This window comes from Butyrivibrio hungatei DSM 14810 (assembly GCF_900143205.1).
In the GTDB taxonomy this organism is placed as follows: domain Bacteria; phylum Bacillota; class Clostridia; order Lachnospirales; family Lachnospiraceae; genus Butyrivibrio; species Butyrivibrio hungatei.
On the sequence record NZ_FRDH01000004.1, the window covers coordinates 286007 to 301539 of the forward strand.

General features: G+C 38.6%; 15 protein-coding genes. 12 read left to right on the top strand and 3 right to left on the bottom strand.

The window, feature by feature from the left end; genetic code table 11:
- Positions 1 to 215: 215 nt before the first annotated feature.
- Complete coding sequence (locus tag BUA02_RS05370) at positions 216 to 2285, top strand: methyl-accepting chemotaxis protein (protein ID WP_072701610.1); 2070 nt, start codon at positions 216 to 218, stop codon at positions 2283 to 2285.
- A 77-nt stretch (positions 2286 to 2362) separates the two neighbouring features.
- On the opposite strand, the gene glgD is transcribed toward BUA02_RS05370, so the two are convergent.
- Both glgD and BUA02_RS05380 read right to left on the bottom strand, forming a co-directional pair.
- Positions 2363 to 3478 (bottom strand): glucose-1-phosphate adenylyltransferase subunit GlgD, encoded by a 1116-nt coding sequence (glgD, locus tag BUA02_RS05375; protein WP_072701611.1) that lies wholly within the window; start codon positions 3476 to 3478, stop codon positions 2363 to 2365.
- Positions 3478 to 4620, bottom strand: coding sequence for a glucose-1-phosphate adenylyltransferase (locus BUA02_RS05380; RefSeq protein WP_072701613.1), 1143 nt, complete (start codon positions 4618 to 4620; stop codon positions 3478 to 3480). Before BUA02_RS05380 ends, glgD begins: the two co-directional genes overlap by 1 nt.
- Before the next feature lie 107 nt (positions 4621 to 4727).
- Between BUA02_RS05380 and BUA02_RS05385 the strand changes: the two genes are divergently transcribed.
- From BUA02_RS05385 to BUA02_RS05435, 11 genes are all read left to right on the top strand, one after another.
- The gene (locus BUA02_RS05385) at positions 4728 to 5645 is read left to right on the top strand and encodes a glycosyltransferase family 2 protein (protein WP_242946477.1); all 918 of its coding nucleotides are present in this window, start codon (positions 4728 to 4730) and stop codon (positions 5643 to 5645) included.
- A gap of 99 nt (positions 5646 to 5744) precedes the next feature.
- Positions 5745 to 6971, top strand: a complete 1227-nt coding sequence (locus tag BUA02_RS05390; RefSeq protein WP_072701617.1) for an EAL and HDOD domain-containing protein — start codon at positions 5745 to 5747, stop codon at positions 6969 to 6971.
- Between the two features lie 10 nt (positions 6972 to 6981).
- The gene (locus tag BUA02_RS05395) at positions 6982 to 7677 is read left to right on the top strand and encodes a 4'-phosphopantetheinyl transferase family protein (RefSeq protein WP_072701619.1); all 696 of its coding nucleotides are present in this window, start codon (positions 6982 to 6984) and stop codon (positions 7675 to 7677) included.
- Positions 7678 to 7701: 24 nt separating this feature from the next.
- Entirely contained in the window at positions 7702 to 8745 is a 1044-nt protein-coding gene (locus tag BUA02_RS05400; protein ID WP_072701621.1) for a PrsW family glutamic-type intramembrane protease, read from the top strand.
- Between the two features lie 114 nt (positions 8746 to 8859).
- Positions 8860 to 9414, top strand: a complete 555-nt coding sequence (locus BUA02_RS05405; protein ID WP_072701623.1) for a histidine phosphatase family protein — start codon at positions 8860 to 8862, stop codon at positions 9412 to 9414.
- A 191-nt stretch (positions 9415 to 9605) separates the two neighbouring features.
- Entirely contained in the window at positions 9606 to 11408 is a 1803-nt protein-coding gene (locus BUA02_RS05410; protein ID WP_072701625.1) for a hypothetical protein, read from the top strand.
- Between the two features lie 29 nt (positions 11409 to 11437).
- Complete coding sequence (locus BUA02_RS05415) at positions 11438 to 12427, top strand: helix-turn-helix transcriptional regulator (RefSeq protein WP_072701627.1); 990 nt, start codon at positions 11438 to 11440, stop codon at positions 12425 to 12427.
- Between the two features lie 132 nt (positions 12428 to 12559).
- Positions 12560 to 12868 (top strand): hypothetical protein, encoded by a 309-nt coding sequence (locus tag BUA02_RS05420; RefSeq protein WP_072701629.1) that lies wholly within the window; start codon positions 12560 to 12562, stop codon positions 12866 to 12868.
- Positions 12868 to 14217, top strand: coding sequence for a DUF4474 domain-containing protein (locus tag BUA02_RS05425; RefSeq protein WP_072701631.1), 1350 nt, complete (start codon positions 12868 to 12870; stop codon positions 14215 to 14217). Before BUA02_RS05420 ends, BUA02_RS05425 begins: the two co-directional genes overlap by 1 nt.
- Before the next feature lie 99 nt (positions 14218 to 14316).
- Positions 14317 to 14817 (top strand): DUF5104 domain-containing protein, encoded by a 501-nt coding sequence (locus tag BUA02_RS05430; RefSeq protein ID WP_072701633.1) that lies wholly within the window; start codon positions 14317 to 14319, stop codon positions 14815 to 14817.
- Between the two features lie 30 nt (positions 14818 to 14847).
- Positions 14848 to 15222, top strand: coding sequence for a YwqH-like family protein (locus BUA02_RS05435; RefSeq protein WP_178297609.1), 375 nt, complete (start codon positions 14848 to 14850; stop codon positions 15220 to 15222).
- A gap of 55 nt (positions 15223 to 15277) precedes the next feature.
- On the opposite strand, the gene BUA02_RS05440 is transcribed toward BUA02_RS05435, so the two are convergent.
- The gene (locus tag BUA02_RS05440) at positions 15278 to 15496 is read right to left on the bottom strand and encodes a hypothetical protein (protein WP_071175734.1); all 219 of its coding nucleotides are present in this window, start codon (positions 15494 to 15496) and stop codon (positions 15278 to 15280) included.
- Positions 15497 to 15533 lie beyond the last annotated feature (37 nt).

Genomic DNA, 15533 nt, shown 5'->3' on the forward strand with positions numbered 1-15533 from the left:
AGTATGATTTTCACCATAAATGTAAACTTATAATAACATACAGAATTGAGCAATTAAACACATTACCGGTTAAAAAGAAATAAAAAAACGATAAAGTTTTGGGCTGTGTACATGGTAAGTTTAATCGTTTTTTAAGAATAGAATATTACTAAATAATGTACAATTGTAATAGAGAACGTTATTACCTTCTCTTATTAAACTAAAGGGGTGAATTCATGAAAAAATTAAGTTTACGTGTTAAGATGCTTATCTGTATACTTCCGGTTATGGCAGTAGCAATGATAGTTCTTACGTATGTAGCTGCTTCCTTGCTTAGCGATAATCTCCAGGAGACTAATACTGATAATATGTATCAGAATGTAAATGCTGATGCGACTGCAATAGATACCAAGTTGGAGATTGTGAGGACAACGGCAACTAACATTGCGGAAATGGTCTCAACTTCATATCAATTTGTTGATATTGATAATTATAAAGGAACTCTATCCAAGATCATCAGTGATAATGACAGTGTTTTAGGATCTGGTATCTGGTTTGAACCTTATGTTTTTGATTCTGCTGAAAAGTACATGGGACCATATTGGTACAAAGATGGAAACACAATAGTTGAGACCTGGGATTACAGTAATGCAGAATACGACTATTTTAATGAAGAATATTATACCAATGCCAAAAACCTCAAGAAGGGTGAGGCATCTATAACAGATCCATATTATGATGAGACGTCAGGTATGGTTATGTCCAGCTGCTCAGCACCTATATATGATGGTGATAAGTTTGTGGGATGCGTTACAGTTGATATGAAGCTTGAAGAAGTGCAGAACATGGTTTCAAACATCAAGATCGGCAAAACAGGAAAGGCTATTCTCCTTGCTTCTGATGGAACTTATATCTACACTGAGGATCTTGATAAGGTTTCAAATTCAGTAAAGATGCAGGAAGATCCTAACTCTGCACTAGCTGTCATGGGGGCTGAGATTGTTCAAAAGTCTTCTGATACTCCTATGATGGGAGCGGCATTTGATCCTGATGGAACGATTCTTTTAACATACAAGAATGTACCTCAGGTCAACTGGAAGATGATAATAGCTATGGATCTAGATGAGATAGAAGAGCCGACTGTTATGGCAGTCAGAATGCTGGTGATTCTTGCTATAGTCGCCCTTTTGATTGGAGCCGTTATCATCTGGTTATTTGTTCTTAATATCAGTAAGAGCATTAATAACGTAAAGGCTTTCGCTGGAGTTTTGGCAAGTGGAGACTTTACAGTCGATAAGATGATCAATAAAAGAGGTGACGAGCTTGGTCAGATGAGTGAGTCGCTCAATAATATGTATGAGAGTAACAGAGAAGTTATCAGCAGGATTTCAGATGGTTCGGTTCAGGTAAGTGAAACTTCTTCGGGACTTGCTAATATGGCAAATGAATTGTCAGATCAGTTTGGCAGTATCAGGGATAATATGTCCGGTGTTAATGATGCTATGATGGCTTCCGGCGCAGCAACAGAACAGGTAAACGCATCAGTTGAAGAAGTAAATGCGTCTGTTCAGCAGCTTGCTTCCGAGACAGAGTCATCAAGTTCAGAAGCTGCAGATATAAAGGAAAGAGCAAAAGAAATTGAGAAAAAGAGCCATGATGCATATGAAAATGCTCTTAGTATTGCAGAACAGAGACGGGCTGATCTTGAAGATGCAAACGAAAAAGCAAAGGTAGTAGATCAGATAGGAAGTCTTGCAGATACGATCGCTGAGATTGCTGATCAGATCAATCTTCTTTCACTTAATGCCAGCATTGAGGCAGCAAGAGCAGGAGATGCAGGTAAAGGATTTGCAGTAGTTGCTTCTGAGATCAATAAGCTTGCAAGTGGCACTTCTGAAGCGGTTGATCAGATAAGAGATACGATCGAAGGAGTACAGGAAGCTTTTGGAACTCTTTCAGGAGCATCAGATGAACTTCTTGGATTTATCAAGGAAACAGCTATTCCTGATTATGATAACTTTGTAAATGTAGCCAAGCAGTATGGTTCAGATGCAGACTCCTTTGGAGTGTCATCTGAGAAAATCGCAAGTATGGCTGAAAATATCCGCTCTGCAATGGATGAAGTATCTAAGGCTATCCAGAATATTGCTGAGTCAACCCAGGATACAGCTGATCTTTCAAGTAGAGTAAACGATTCTGTTCTGGCAGCTTCGGATGTTGTATCTAATGTAAATGATATGACAACCAAGCAGGAAGATATTGCTAATACACTTGGTGAGATCGTAGGTAAGTTCAAACTTAAATAATAATTAGTTTCATATGAATAAAAGAAAGCTTGCGGAAAATGAATATTCCGCAAGCTTTTTATTTTTTTTACCCGGGATCAAAGCGTGTCCTGACGTTTGATATATTGTGGCTCATTTTCAGTGCCCATAATAGTCTTGGCGTGTATTATCTTTGCCCATTTATCTACTATGGCATTTTCAATACGGATACCAGCTTCGATCTCTGCATAAGCCATGATAATTGAGTTTTTGACGACTGCACCCTTTTTGATAGTAACACCACGGCCTATGATGGAATTTTCTACAGTTCCTTCAATGAGACAACCGTTACTGATAAAGGAATTATTGACCTTGGCACTCTCAAAATACTGAGTAGGACAGGAGTCGGTGGTTCTTGTGTATATTGGCCAGTCAGACTTAAACATCTCGCTGGCAATGTTGTAATCCAAAAGCTCCATAGAGGCGTGGTAGTAATCCTGCAGTGATGTAAGGCTGGCAAAATAGCCCTTGTGCTGGAAGGCACGTACATCAAGCTGTTTACACATAAGGTTTAAGATATCGGCAAATGTGTAGATGGAAGACATGAAGCTTGCATCATTTACCAGCTCAATGAACAGCTCTTTTTTGAGACAATAGGTATCCATAAGGATATTCTTGTTATTGGCTGTTCCAAGGTTCTTTTCAATTGCCTGTACACCCTTTTGCTTGTTGAGAGTGACTGTATGGCAATTCTTGAAATAATCTCTAGCATTATCAATCTTGTGATAAAGAACTGTGACTTCTGCACCTGTCTGAATATGTGTATCAAGGAGTTGCCTGAAATCCTGTTTGTAGACCATGTAGCTAGGAGTGATGATAACGTACTCCTGATGAGCTCTCTGGATGTAATCGAGGTTTTCCTTGTAAGCTAATATATCGTTGTTGTAGATAGAACGTGATGAGGTATTTTCTGTGAAAAGAAGCTGAATCTTACCTCTTTTACTGTTGATGTTGTAGTGTCTTCCTGAACCGACGTGCTCTGCAATTGATCTGGGCCTTGAGTTAAGGAACACCTGAATACGGTTGATGTCTGAGTTACTCATGTTGGATATCGGGAAGTCGATCACACGGAATCTTCCAAGGAAAGAGAATGCTCCGATAGGGCGGTAGTCCTGAAGCCCGTCAACATGGATAGTGTTATCAGCGGAGGATACAATTCCTAATGCAGTAGCCATTATTTGTTACCTCCTTTCACATTTGATGCAACAAGTATGATGTTTTCGCTGTTCTTCTGGCCGACTTTAGCTTTTTTGCCAATTCGAACATTCTCAGCAACAAGGGCTCTTGTGACAACGGCGCCTTCCTCAATGACTGCTCCGGGCATTATGACTGAGTCGATTACCTTGGCACCTTGTTTTACTACAGCTCCTGTGAAAAGAACTGAGTTTGTAACGCTACCTTCGATCTGAACACCCTGTGTTATGTAAGCACGCTTAACTTTGGCGTCTTTGCCTATATACTGTGGAAGAGTGGAGACATCTTCTGTGTAGATAAGCCAAGATGAGTCGTTTAGATTCAGCTCATTCTTTGGATCAAGAAGGTCCATATTTGCTTCCCAGAGAGAGTCGATGGTTCCAACATCTTTCCAGTAGCCTGAGAATTCATAGGCGAAAAGATCTTTCTTTTCATTGAGCATTCTTGGGATGATGTCCTTACCGAAGTCGTGATCGGAATTTGGATTGTTCATGTCATCCACAAGCATCTTGCGAAGGAGCTTCCAGTCGAAGATATAGATGCCCATAGACGCTAAGTTGCTCTTTGGCTTAGAAGGTTTTTCTTCGAATTCTATGATCCTTCCCTTGTGATCTGTATTCATGATTCCAAAACGGCTTGCTTCTTTCATAGGAACTCCGCGCACAGCAATAGTAGCATCCGCATTGTGCTCCTTGTGGTATGCCAGCATTTTGGAATAATTCATTTTGTAAATGTGATCTCCAGAGAGAATTAAAAGATATTCTGGATTATAAGCATCGATAAAATCGATGTTCTGAGAAATGGCATCTGCAGTTCCTCTGTAGACATCAAGGCCTTCATCAGCCTTCTCACGAGGAGTCAGAACATATACGCCACTGTCTTTGGAATCAAGTCCCCAGCGTCCATCCTGAGCAACATAACTATTAAGAAGAACAGATTCGTACTGGGTTAGCACACCTACGACATCAATTCCGCTGTTAGCACAGTTACTTAGTGGAAAATCTATGATACGATATTTGCCGCCGTAGTACACAGCAGGCTTAGCAACTTTGGTGGTCAGATCTTTGAGTCTGCTACCACGGCCACCGGCTAAGATCATGGCCAGCATTTCATTTTGAGCCATACACACTCCCCCTTGTCCTATGGATTTATAGAAATACTACTATATTTATGATATAATACAGCGTAAAAAAAAGATAGTTTAATTATCGAAAAAGTGAGGATTTAATAGTGCTTTCAGTAGTAATACCTGCATACAATGAAGAGGAGATTATCCCAAAAACTGCTAAGACGATCGATACTATATTGAATGATGCAGGAATAGATCATGAGCTTTTGTTTATAAATGATGGTTCCAAGGATAAAACTTGGGAGAGGATTGAAGAGCAGGCTAGCCTTATTCCTAGTGTTAAGGGCGTATGCTTTTCCAGAAACTTTGGCAAGGAGTCAGCGGTATTTGCAGGGATTGCAGAGGCAAAGGGAGACTGCTGCGTGGTAATCGACTGCGACCTTCAGCATCCACCAGAAAAGATCGTTGAGATGTACAGACTCTGGGAGCAGGGTTATGAGATAGTAGAAGGTGTCAAGACCAGTAGGGGTAGAGAGAGCGGCATGCACAAGTTTGCTGCCAAGACTTTCTATTCAATAATGAGCGATGCTGTTGGCTTTGATATGTCTAGAGCATCTGATTTCAAGCTTCTTGATAGGAAAGCCATCAACGTTCTGATCAATATGAATGAAAAGAACGCATTCTTTAGAGCCCTTTCTTCATGGGTTGGTTTCAAGCAGACAGAAGTTGAATATGAAGTTAGAGAAAGAGAAGCTGGTACTTCCAAGTGGAGCACAAGATCTCTTATCAAGTATGCTGTTACTAACATTACCTCTTTTACATCTGCTCCTATGCAGATAGTTACTATAATGGGAATGTTCGTGTTTGTGTTTGGGCTACTTGTGAGCATCGAGGCTCTTGTTCAGTACTTTAGAGGAACTGCAAGAGAAGGCTTTACAACAGTTATCATTCTTCAGTGCTTTACATGTTCTGTTATCATGATGGGACTAGGTGTTATAGGATTTTACATTTCCAAGATCTATGATGAAGTTAAGGGAAGACCTAGATATATCATTGACAAAACAACTGATGAAAAATAATTAGTTAACGCTATTCAATAAAAAAATATTGGTTTAAACGGGAATATAGAGTACAATATAGGTGGGAGTCTGTCTTTTTGTACAGGAAAGGAGACATAAATGTTAGCTACATTAATTCCTTTGTTCGATGGTAATATGTCAGTGTGCGCCTACTCTGTTTTTGCCCGCAAAGAGAATCATTTCTTGAATCCCAATCTTGAGGGCGGCGCAAGATACGACGGAGCAGGTACTGTTCATGAGCTGGAAGTTGTCAGTAGCATGGGTGTAGCTACTCTTTCTGGCGGCAAGGAAGTATTTGTCCCCATAAATCAGTTTTCAATTTTTTCAGAGATATCCCTTCAATGTACAGTGCCTGCAAATAAGGTGGTTCTTTTGATGGATAATACCATTAAGCCCGAGGAACAGTTTATTAAGAGGGTAAAAGAGCTAAAGAGTCAGGGATACAAGCTGGCTATGAGAAAACTACCTATTATCCAGTTCGAACCTTATAGAGAGATTCTTAATAAATGTGATTATATTTTACTTAATCATTCTAAGATTGATATACAGAAGGCAAAGATATATTTCACAGCTGTATATCCTAATATCAAGCTCTGTGCAGTAAATGTAGATACTCAGGATGAGTACGATGAGCTTACCAAAGACGGCGGCTATGACCTTTATGAAGGAAGCTTCTTCAGAATGCCGGTAAAAGAGTCTGAGACAGAAGTTAATCCTCTAAAAGTAAATTATATTGAGCTTTTAAATGTAGTTAATGATGCTGACTTTGATCTTACAGATGCAGCTGATGTTATCGGTAAGGACCCGGCTCTGGTGATCTCTCTTTTGGAGATTGTAAACAGAATGGCTCTCAATTCTGAGATTACATCTATCAGACATGCAGCAGCTATGATGGGTCAAAAAGAGCTTAAGAGATGGATAAATACAGCTGTTACCAAGGAGCTGTGTGCTGATAAGCCTTCTGAGATCACAAGACTTGTTATGATCAGAGCCAAATTTGCAGAGAATCTGGCAGAGCTTTATGAAATGGCAATGCAGGGACCTGAGCTCTTTATTATGGGACTTTTTTCAGCAATTGATATCATGCTTGATAAGACTATGGAAGAAGCCCTTGACATGGTAGTTGTGCCTAAGCTTGTTAGACAGGCTCTTTTGGAGAACTCAGGAGATTATTACAAGATACTTAATTTTATCAAACGCTATGAGGATGCAGATTGGATCGAAGTCTCCAGGCTTATGGTACTTGATAATATTGATATGGATAAGGTTTACGAAGCATATCTTAATGCATTAAGATGGTATAGAGATCTTATCCCAGTAACTTAAAGAGGTTATAATGGCCGCGCTGGAGGAATCTGGCGCGGCTTTTTTGGTGAAGCTAATGAATGAGATATTTGGAGTAGACATCAGAATACTAGATGATAAAGAGGCCTTTGATTCCTGGTATCAGAAAATGCCTGAATATAGGAAAAAGAAGATAGACGGCATAAAGCCCATAAATGATAAAAAGCTTTCTCTTGGCGCTGGTATAGCGCTTCATAGAGCTCTTTTGGCAAATGGGATAAAAGAATATGAAGTTGGAATAGCTGAACATGGCAAGCCCTATATCCTGGGAAGAGAGGATATCTTTTTTAATCTGTCTCACTCTGGAAATATTGCAGTGTGTGCAATATCTGACAGTGAGGTTGGGGTAGATATTGAAAAAAAACGTAACTTTAGTGAGGGACTAATAAAGAAAGTCTTTGACGATAGAGAAATTCAGGATGTGGAAAGAAGCACAGAGACTATAGATGATAGAAATGAGCGTTATACAGCTCTTTGGACTATCAAGGAAAGCGTCATGAAATATTATGGTATCGGAATAGCTATGGATCCTGCTTGTATACATGTGGATCTTGGCAAGAAAATTTCCGTAGATTGTCAGGCTTTCCCTGAGGAAAATCTTAACATTTTTTTTAATAATTATGATGAAATAATGTTGACAATCTGCTCCAAAAATAATAACTTTAACAAAGTGATTAATTTTTTATAACGCTTTGAAAAGGGGATAGAGTAAATGTCAATTTTAGCATTCCTTGCAGTATTACCTGCTGCAGTATTACTTATCGTTATCTACAAGTTAGATAACATTGAGAAAGAGCCAGTAAGCCTCATGGCTAAGGTATTTGGCTTTGGTGCATTATCTGTAATCTCAGCTGTTTTGATGGAGATGGCCGGTAGTGCAATCCTTTCATTATTCTTTAGAACAGAGAACGCATTATATGATGTTATTATGTACTTCTGCGTAGTTGGTTTTTCTGAGGAGATTGGTAAGTTCGTTGCTCTTAAGCTCGGAACATGGAAAAATCGTGAGTTTAACTTCTCATTTGACGGAATCGTATATGGCGCATGCGCAACACTTGGTTTTGCAACAGTAGAGAACATTATGTACTGCTTCCAGTATGGACTTTCTGTAGCAATCACAAGAGCTATCATGTCAGTTCCAGGACACTGCATCTTTGGTGTATTCATGGGTATCTACTATGGAATGGCTAAGAGATGTGAGCTTAGTGGAGATGAAGAGGGCAAAAAGAAGAACTTCTACAAGTCACTTCTTATTCCTATCTTACTTCACGGAACTTATGACTTCTGCCTCTCATATCAGTATGACGGAATCATGTTAGTATTTATCGTATTCGAAATTGCTATGGTTACTGCAGCGATCAAGAGAGTTCTTAAGATGTCCAAGACTGACAGCCCACTTGCACCAGAAATGCAGATGGCAGTCGGCTCAGAGGGAATGTATCAGCAGGCTCCAATGATGGGACAGATGCAGACTCCAGTAATGGGACAGCCTCAGGCTCCAGTTATGAATCAGCAGCCTGTAACTCCTGTAGCACCAATGCAGCAAGTTCCAGTACAGCAGCCAGTAACTCCAGTACAGCAGGCACCAGTTCAGCAGACACCAGTAGTACCAGTACAGCAGGCACCTGTTCAGCAGACTCCTGTAGCACCTGCTCCTGCAGCTCCAGTTCAGGAGCCAGTTGTAACACAGACACCTGAGCCTGGAATCTACAATCCTAACCCAGTATTTACTCCAGAAAGTATCGAGAATAAATAATTGGAAATTTGAATTTATGACCTGTCGTTGCTAAATTGATTTAGCAAGGCAGGTCTTTTTTTCATAAAATTTGTTATAATGTGTAGGACTTTATAGGTAGATTGGAGATACGCAATGCTTTATATAATGCGACATGGCAAAACACAGTGGAATAAGGAGCAAAAGCTCCAGGGACAGATTGATATACCTCTTATTGAAGAAGGAAGACAGGCTGCTATAACAGCAAGAGAAAAGAATAAGGACCTTCATTTTGATGTGTGCTATGCGTCTCCACTTTTAAGAGCTAAGGAAACAGCAGAGCTTTTCCTCGAAGGCACAGATACTCCTATTATCTATGATGACAGGTTAAAAGAGATGTCTTTTGGCGAATATGAAGGATCACTTGGATATTTTGATGATCCAAAGAATCCTGTAAATGTGCTATTTGTAAGGCCTGAAGCTTATGTGCCTACAGGTAGCGCCGAATCACTTGAAAATTTAAGCGAGAGAAGTAAGAGCTTTTTGGATGAGATTGTTTATCCTCAGGTAAAAGAAGATCCACATAAGAACATCTTGATAGTAGCTCATGGAGCACTTGGATGTAGTCTTATTTCTCACATAAAAAAAACTCCACTTGAACATTTCTGGGACAATCTCATAGGAAATTGCGAATTGGTCAGACTCCTGTAAAACACTGGTTTTACGGGAGTTTTTCTTTTTCGGAATTATAAATTTTTCACCGCAATGAAATATAATTTCACAGAATAATTAGATTGAATGAAATTTAATATTGATATTTTTTATCATCCCATGTATCATTTTTCCTAACGGCAAATTATTAATTTTTTAATGCTTTTATGATTTTCTTAATGGAGGGGAATATGACAAGGAATGTTTCTAGAAAGCTTCGCAAGGTGATGACTTTTGCACTTGCGGGACTTATGATCGTATCGTTTGCGATCGTTCCAGGAACCAGTGTTTATGCAACGTCTGATGACGCAACACTGGAATCATCTTCAGCTGAAACTCCAGCTGAAGCACCAGTAGTACAAGAAATAAAGGATGAGGAAACTCCAGCTGCGCCAGCGCCTGAGGAAGTTACACCTGCACCTGAGACACCTGCACCTGAGACACCTGCACCTGTGACACCTGCTCCTGCATCAGCAGAGGCGGTTTCAGCTACTGCTCCTGCACCTGTAGAAGAGCCAAAGGGTGAAGAACCAGCACAGGGTGAAGAGCCAAAGGTACCAGCTAATGTATCTGCTTCTTTTGAGAATGGTGAGATCACTATTACATTAACTGAAGGTGAGACTCAGGAAAAGAAGGAGGAACAGCCAGAAGCAGGATTAGAAAAAAAGGAAGATGCAGCTTCTGAGCTTAATAGTGGAAGTAAAGTCATTGACGCAGAGCCCGAGACTAACGAGAACAAAGGTGAAGAACAGCCAACGAAGTTGTTTTCGCTACGTTTAGCAGCTGCTCCTGCAGCTACAGCTAGTCCTGATGATCCTATCAGTGTAGAGACTCTTGATGATGGAAGTATAGTTGAGACTTATAAGGGATATAAATACGTATATAAACCTGTTAGCAGTGGATATGGAACAGAGTATTCTTTTGTAGTAGAAGTAACTGGAGATGGTTTAGACGAGATAGTTATTAATACTCCTAGACTTAAACAATCTCTTGAACCTGGGGATACTATTTCTGTTCATTTTAAGTTAAATAATACGGATGAGACATATACTGTAGAATATACTGAAGATCCTTCAAAATATGTTCTGTATTACTCTCTTCCAGATTCAGAAAGAAACAGAGCAGCTTTAGAAAAGATGGGGTACACAATAGTCAAAGAGTCTGATGATGGAAAGATATTAGTTACTCCTAGTGGCAGCTTCTTAGGTTCTAGTACAGGTTATGTAGGAACCAGTCTTATGCATTTTTTGATAGAGACTGAAGAAGGTAGAAACATATTAAAAGAAAATAATGTGAAATTTGATTCAAGTGTTGATGAGAAAAGTCTTTACAGAAAAAATATGCGTTCTGTAACTCAATTTTTGGAAAAGCTGGAGGATGATGATCCTGACAAGATTGACGAATTGTTCATTAAAAACGCAGAGTACAGAATTAAAGAACAGACAGGGCAGGAAGTGAGTTTTGGAAATGATGTGGCTAAAGCTTGGAATGATCTATTCTTTAGTTTAGCATGGAGAACATATTTCGAATTAGATGGAAAAGAGGTAAAGGAGTTCCCAAGTGATGCAAAATGGGAGCCAGGACAGAGCATCAATATTGCTGTTATATCAGAGCTTGATGGAGAGATTGGCGATAATTTCTACCAAGGCATTGCTTGGAATTATGCAGGTCGACTAGTTATCAGAAGATTTTCAGAACCAGTCCCACCACCATATGATCCACCAGAGGATCCAGACGATCCACCTTCAGATCCTCCATCAGACCCACCTTCAGATCCACCATCAGAGCCACCTGTAGTTCCTACAGTTCTCACACAGCCAGCACCTGAAGCTCAGGTTCTCGGCGCTAGAAGAGAAAATGGACAGGCAGTTCTTGGAGCAAGAAGAGCAAAGACAGATGATACTTCCAATAATGCAGGAAGATTGTTTATAATAGTAGTTGCAGCTGGTGCTCTTGTAACATCATCAGTACTTGGCCGCAAGAAAGCTAAATAATTTTCCATACTGGGAGGTTACATCAATATATGTCGAAGGGTACTAATCAGAAATTAAAGCTCTATTATCTGGCTAAGATCATGATATCTAAGACAGATGATGATCACTATCTGACAATGCCGCAGATCAAGGATATGCTTGAAGAATACGGCATAACTGCTGATAGGAAAAGTCTTTATGATGATATGGAAGCCCTTAGGAATCTTGGAATTGATGTGCTTCTAGAGCATGAAGGCAGGAATTATTATTACCATGTTGGATCCAAGCACTTTGAACTTGCTGAGCTTAAGCTCTTAGTTGATGCCATTCAGGCTTCAAAGTTCATAACTGAAAAGAAGTCTAATGCCCTCATCAAAAAGCTTACAGCTCTTGTAAGTGAGTACGAGGCAAGTCAGTTGAAAAGACAGGTTGAAGTTCAGGGCCGTATCAAGACCATGAACGAGAGTATCTACTACACTGTAGATGATATTCATAACGCCATAATCAATAATAAGGCAATAACCTTTGAATATCTTAAATGGAACCTGCAAAAAGAACTGGTGCCAAGGAAAGAAGAACGCTACGAAGTAAGCCCTTGGGCTCTTACATGGGATGATGAAAACTATTACCTCATTGCTTATGATGATGAAAGTCAAAAGATAAAGCATTACAGAGTAGATAAGATCAACAAGATCAAGATTACTGATAAGAAACGCCAAGGTAAAGAGCATTTCGCAGCCTTTGATATGGCAGCCTATTCCAAGATGAACTTTGGAATGTTTGGCGGAAAAGAGACAAAGGTAAAGCTTAGGTTCAAGGATGAAATGGTCGGAGTCTTACTTGATCGTTTTGGAAAAGACATTTCTATCAGGAAGTCAGCTACTAATGGCTGGTCCGAAACAAATGTTGATGTTGCAGTAAGTGATCAGTTCTTTGGATGGATATTTGCTCTTGGGGGCTCAGTAGTCATCGCAGGACCAGATGAAGTAAAAATGAGATTCAAAGAAGAATTAGAGAAGGTTAAGGAGTTATATAAGTAAGGTAAGAACTATCTTAGATTTAATGTCTAGGATAGTTCTTTTATATTAATTAAAAAGTAATATATTGCAAGCGATGTAACAATGCCGTATAATGCTCTTATCTACTGCATATATGTGCAACGAGCAGTAAAAATGTGGGAAAACAAGGCGGTTACAGATTTGGCTACAGAAGTATATATGGACACGGAGGTGTTTACAGAGATAGTTGATGGCATTGCTACCAGTGGGTATCAATGTCATTTAGATAGCTCTTTTGTAAAAGACTCAGAGAAAATGGCGAAGACAGATATTACTGATTTGCTGTCGGAATATACCAGTAAATATTATGACCTTGCAGATAATTATAAGGTACATGCAAGTGAACTTCTGCCTCATGGATTAAGTACAATCAGGGATTCACTTATTAAGCAAGACAAGATTATTAGTGAGGCGATAGACTGATGAGCATTGTTGGGAAAAGTAAAGAGTACGATTCTGAGATAGTTGCTTCATTTATGTCAGATCTTTTTCTGGAACATAAAAAATATCAAAATAGAATGCTTCAGCTTGAGTGTGAGTTTGAACGATATGAGACTAATGATACACATAGAGGAAAAGCAGCAGAAGCATCAAAAGAATATATAAGAGAGGGAGAAAAAAGATTTCAATATGAGATACTAGATGCCAATTCAATGCTTCTTCATCTATATGATCATATGCGTGACATGTTTTCAAGTAAAGTCGATTCCCATCCAAGAGCTAAGATAAAAACTAATGTTTTACTAGAAATAGAAAGGCATTATAAAAACTATTATCATGATGTCAAAGAAAGCGGGGATGATATTGAAACTAGAGCTCGTGCTATAGAAAGCAAATTTGGAAAATATGGAAAGGTTACTATTCCTGATTTTGAACCATCAAAGATGGCATATAAAAAGTTTTGTGGTGGGGATTCAGAAAATAGTGGCTATCTATATGAGTGTATAGATAAATTTGTAAGGTTTGATAGGGATGAATGCGAATACGCTGAAAGCATGCAATTGCCAGAAAAAATTGATGAACTGGATACTAGGCTAACAGTATCAAGTAATGCACTGTCAATGATGCATGCTGTCTTCTTTGGCATGAAACATTATAGTACTAATCTAGCAAGTGCATCTGTCGGTACTCCAAAGTACTGGTATGAAAAGGATGGTTTCACCCAAAATGGAGCAGGGGAATATAATGAATTATTTGATAAAACTTCTTTATTTTTTTGGCCTACAAAAGCTTTATGGGATTTTAGGTACGGAAAAGATTGGAATTATCACGTAGACACCCATAATTCGATTACATTTGGTACTTGCTGGCAGCAGTTTATGGGATATATGGAACTATATGATGCTGGATTTGATTTTTTTACAGAGATGCGTTCAGATCAAATGGAATTTTCTTATGGAGGAGAAAACTATACTATTTGGTACTGGAAAGGTGACTACATGAATCTTGGAGCAGGTGGTGAATGCGGGATTTATAAAGATACAGGGTATTTTAAGGAATGCGCCACCAATATGAATTTACATATGACGATTAAAGTTAAATATGTTGACGGAACTGAGTCTGAAATATGGGAAGATGATACGTGGTGGATAACGGATTTTAATCCAAAGCAAAATAACTATGGCGAATTATCTTTAATTGCTACTACTGTTACATATACCATAGATATGTCATTTCTTACAGACAGTGAATGGAACGACTTTTTAGAAATCTATGGCGAGAAAGTAAAAGTATTATCAGATGGCGATAAGATTATAGAATTTAATTTATAAGGACATGCGTATATGAAAAAAAATATATTGCTATTAGTAATCGTGACGATGCTTATGTGTTCATGCGGAAGTAGTAATGACATAAACAGAAGTAAAAAAATGAGTAAAATAGAGGCTTTTCTTACTTATCCCAAATATGAAGATAGAGTGATAGAGCAAATTGCAGTTGCTTTAAATGAGGATGACGAAGAAAAAATAAATAGGTTACTTTCTGATGATGTTATAGATGGGAATGAGACTTCTTTAACATGTGAAGACTTTATATCATTCATAGAGGGAAATATTATTAGCATTGATAGAAAAGGGGGAAGCCTGGCAAAAGCAAATGGTGGGCTATTTGGTAAAAGGTATTCTATAGATTTTTATGGTACTTACGATGTCAAGACTGATGTGAATGAATATTATATTTTTTACCATTATTCATTTTGCAACAACAATAAAGATGTGGTTGGACTAAGATCACTTGGAGCATTTATTGTTGGCGATTATGAGGACTCTGGATATATGTATTATGACATTCCAGGGGTGTTTGTTTGCACTAATGAAAATAAAGATACTATTTTAGAGCTTAAGAAGAAATACGGTGCGTATAGTAAATGATATTCTATGTAAGAAAGGAAAGAGATAGTTTTGGGACGACGAGGAGCTATTTTGACTGAAATACAGGCTCTATATGAACAGATAAAAGAGTATAGGCGTGACATAGAAGAACTTGAAGAGGAAAGATTTTGTATAAGACAGCAGTATACAACTATAGATGAAGTCAATAAGTCTGTTATTCATTACGATATGACATATGGGGATGATTGGAAGGGAAATCTTGAAACTGAAGCAGAAGAGTATAGGGAAGAAATTTGTCACACAACTAATACGGCACTAGATGAGACCTTGGAACTTATTGAAGATATCAATCGGATAATTGAAGTTATAAATGAGTTAATTGAGAAATGCTACGCAGAAATTGAGGAATTAGAAGCAGAACTTGCTTCGCTTACCGAAGAATGATGAATAATGCATTTTAAAGGGCTGTGAATTTATTTTCACAGCCCTAGTTTTGTCTTTATTTAGTTTTTACTGGCAGAAGCTGTAAGCCCTTTGTTCCAAAGAACAGGCTGTTTCTGATCATTCCGATCCTATAGAGATTTAAGATATAAAATAATGAGCACATTACTGTAATTATTCCGAATGTACTTATAAGCTCCTCTACAGTAGGTGGATAGCCACGTCTTCTGGTGTAGTTACCTACATATTCTGCGATTTCAAATTCTATTCTTCCCATCTAGTCTACCTTCCCTTCTGGTTTATATAGAACGATA

Bases quoted from the DNA above. Each gene is read 5' to 3' on its own strand.
- BUA02_RS05380 (WP_072701613.1), bottom strand. From the start codon at position 4,620: ATGGCTCAAAATGAAATGCTGGCCATGATCTTAGCCGGTGGCCGTGGT.
- BUA02_RS05390 (WP_072701617.1), top strand. From the start codon at position 5,745: ATGTTAGCTACATTAATTCCTTTGTTCGATGGTAATATGTCAGTGTGC.
- BUA02_RS05370 (WP_072701610.1), top strand. From the start codon at position 216: ATGAAAAAATTAAGTTTACGTGTTAAGATGCTTATCTGTATACTTCCG.
- BUA02_RS05425 (WP_072701631.1), top strand. From the start codon at position 12,868: ATGAGCATTGTTGGGAAAAGTAAAGAGTACGATTCTGAGATAGTTGCT.
- BUA02_RS05430 (WP_072701633.1), top strand. From the start codon at position 14,317: ATGAGTAAAATAGAGGCTTTTCTTACTTATCCCAAATATGAAGATAGA.
- BUA02_RS05405 (WP_072701623.1), top strand. From the start codon at position 8,860: ATGCTTTATATAATGCGACATGGCAAAACACAGTGGAATAAGGAGCAA.
- BUA02_RS05420 (WP_072701629.1), top strand. From the start codon at position 12,560: ATGTGGGAAAACAAGGCGGTTACAGATTTGGCTACAGAAGTATATATG.
- BUA02_RS05410 (WP_072701625.1), top strand. From the start codon at position 9,606: ATGACAAGGAATGTTTCTAGAAAGCTTCGCAAGGTGATGACTTTTGCA.
- BUA02_RS05395 (WP_072701619.1), top strand. From the start codon at position 6,982: ATGGCCGCGCTGGAGGAATCTGGCGCGGCTTTTTTGGTGAAGCTAATG.
- BUA02_RS05415 (WP_072701627.1), top strand. From the start codon at position 11,438: ATGTCGAAGGGTACTAATCAGAAATTAAAGCTCTATTATCTGGCTAAG.
- glgD (WP_072701611.1), bottom strand. From the start codon at position 3,478: ATGGCTACTGCATTAGGAATTGTATCCTCCGCTGATAACACTATCCAT.
- BUA02_RS05400 (WP_072701621.1), top strand. From the start codon at position 7,702: ATGTCAATTTTAGCATTCCTTGCAGTATTACCTGCTGCAGTATTACTT.
- BUA02_RS05440 (WP_071175734.1), bottom strand. From the start codon at position 15,496: ATGGGAAGAATAGAATTTGAAATCGCAGAATATGTAGGTAACTACACC.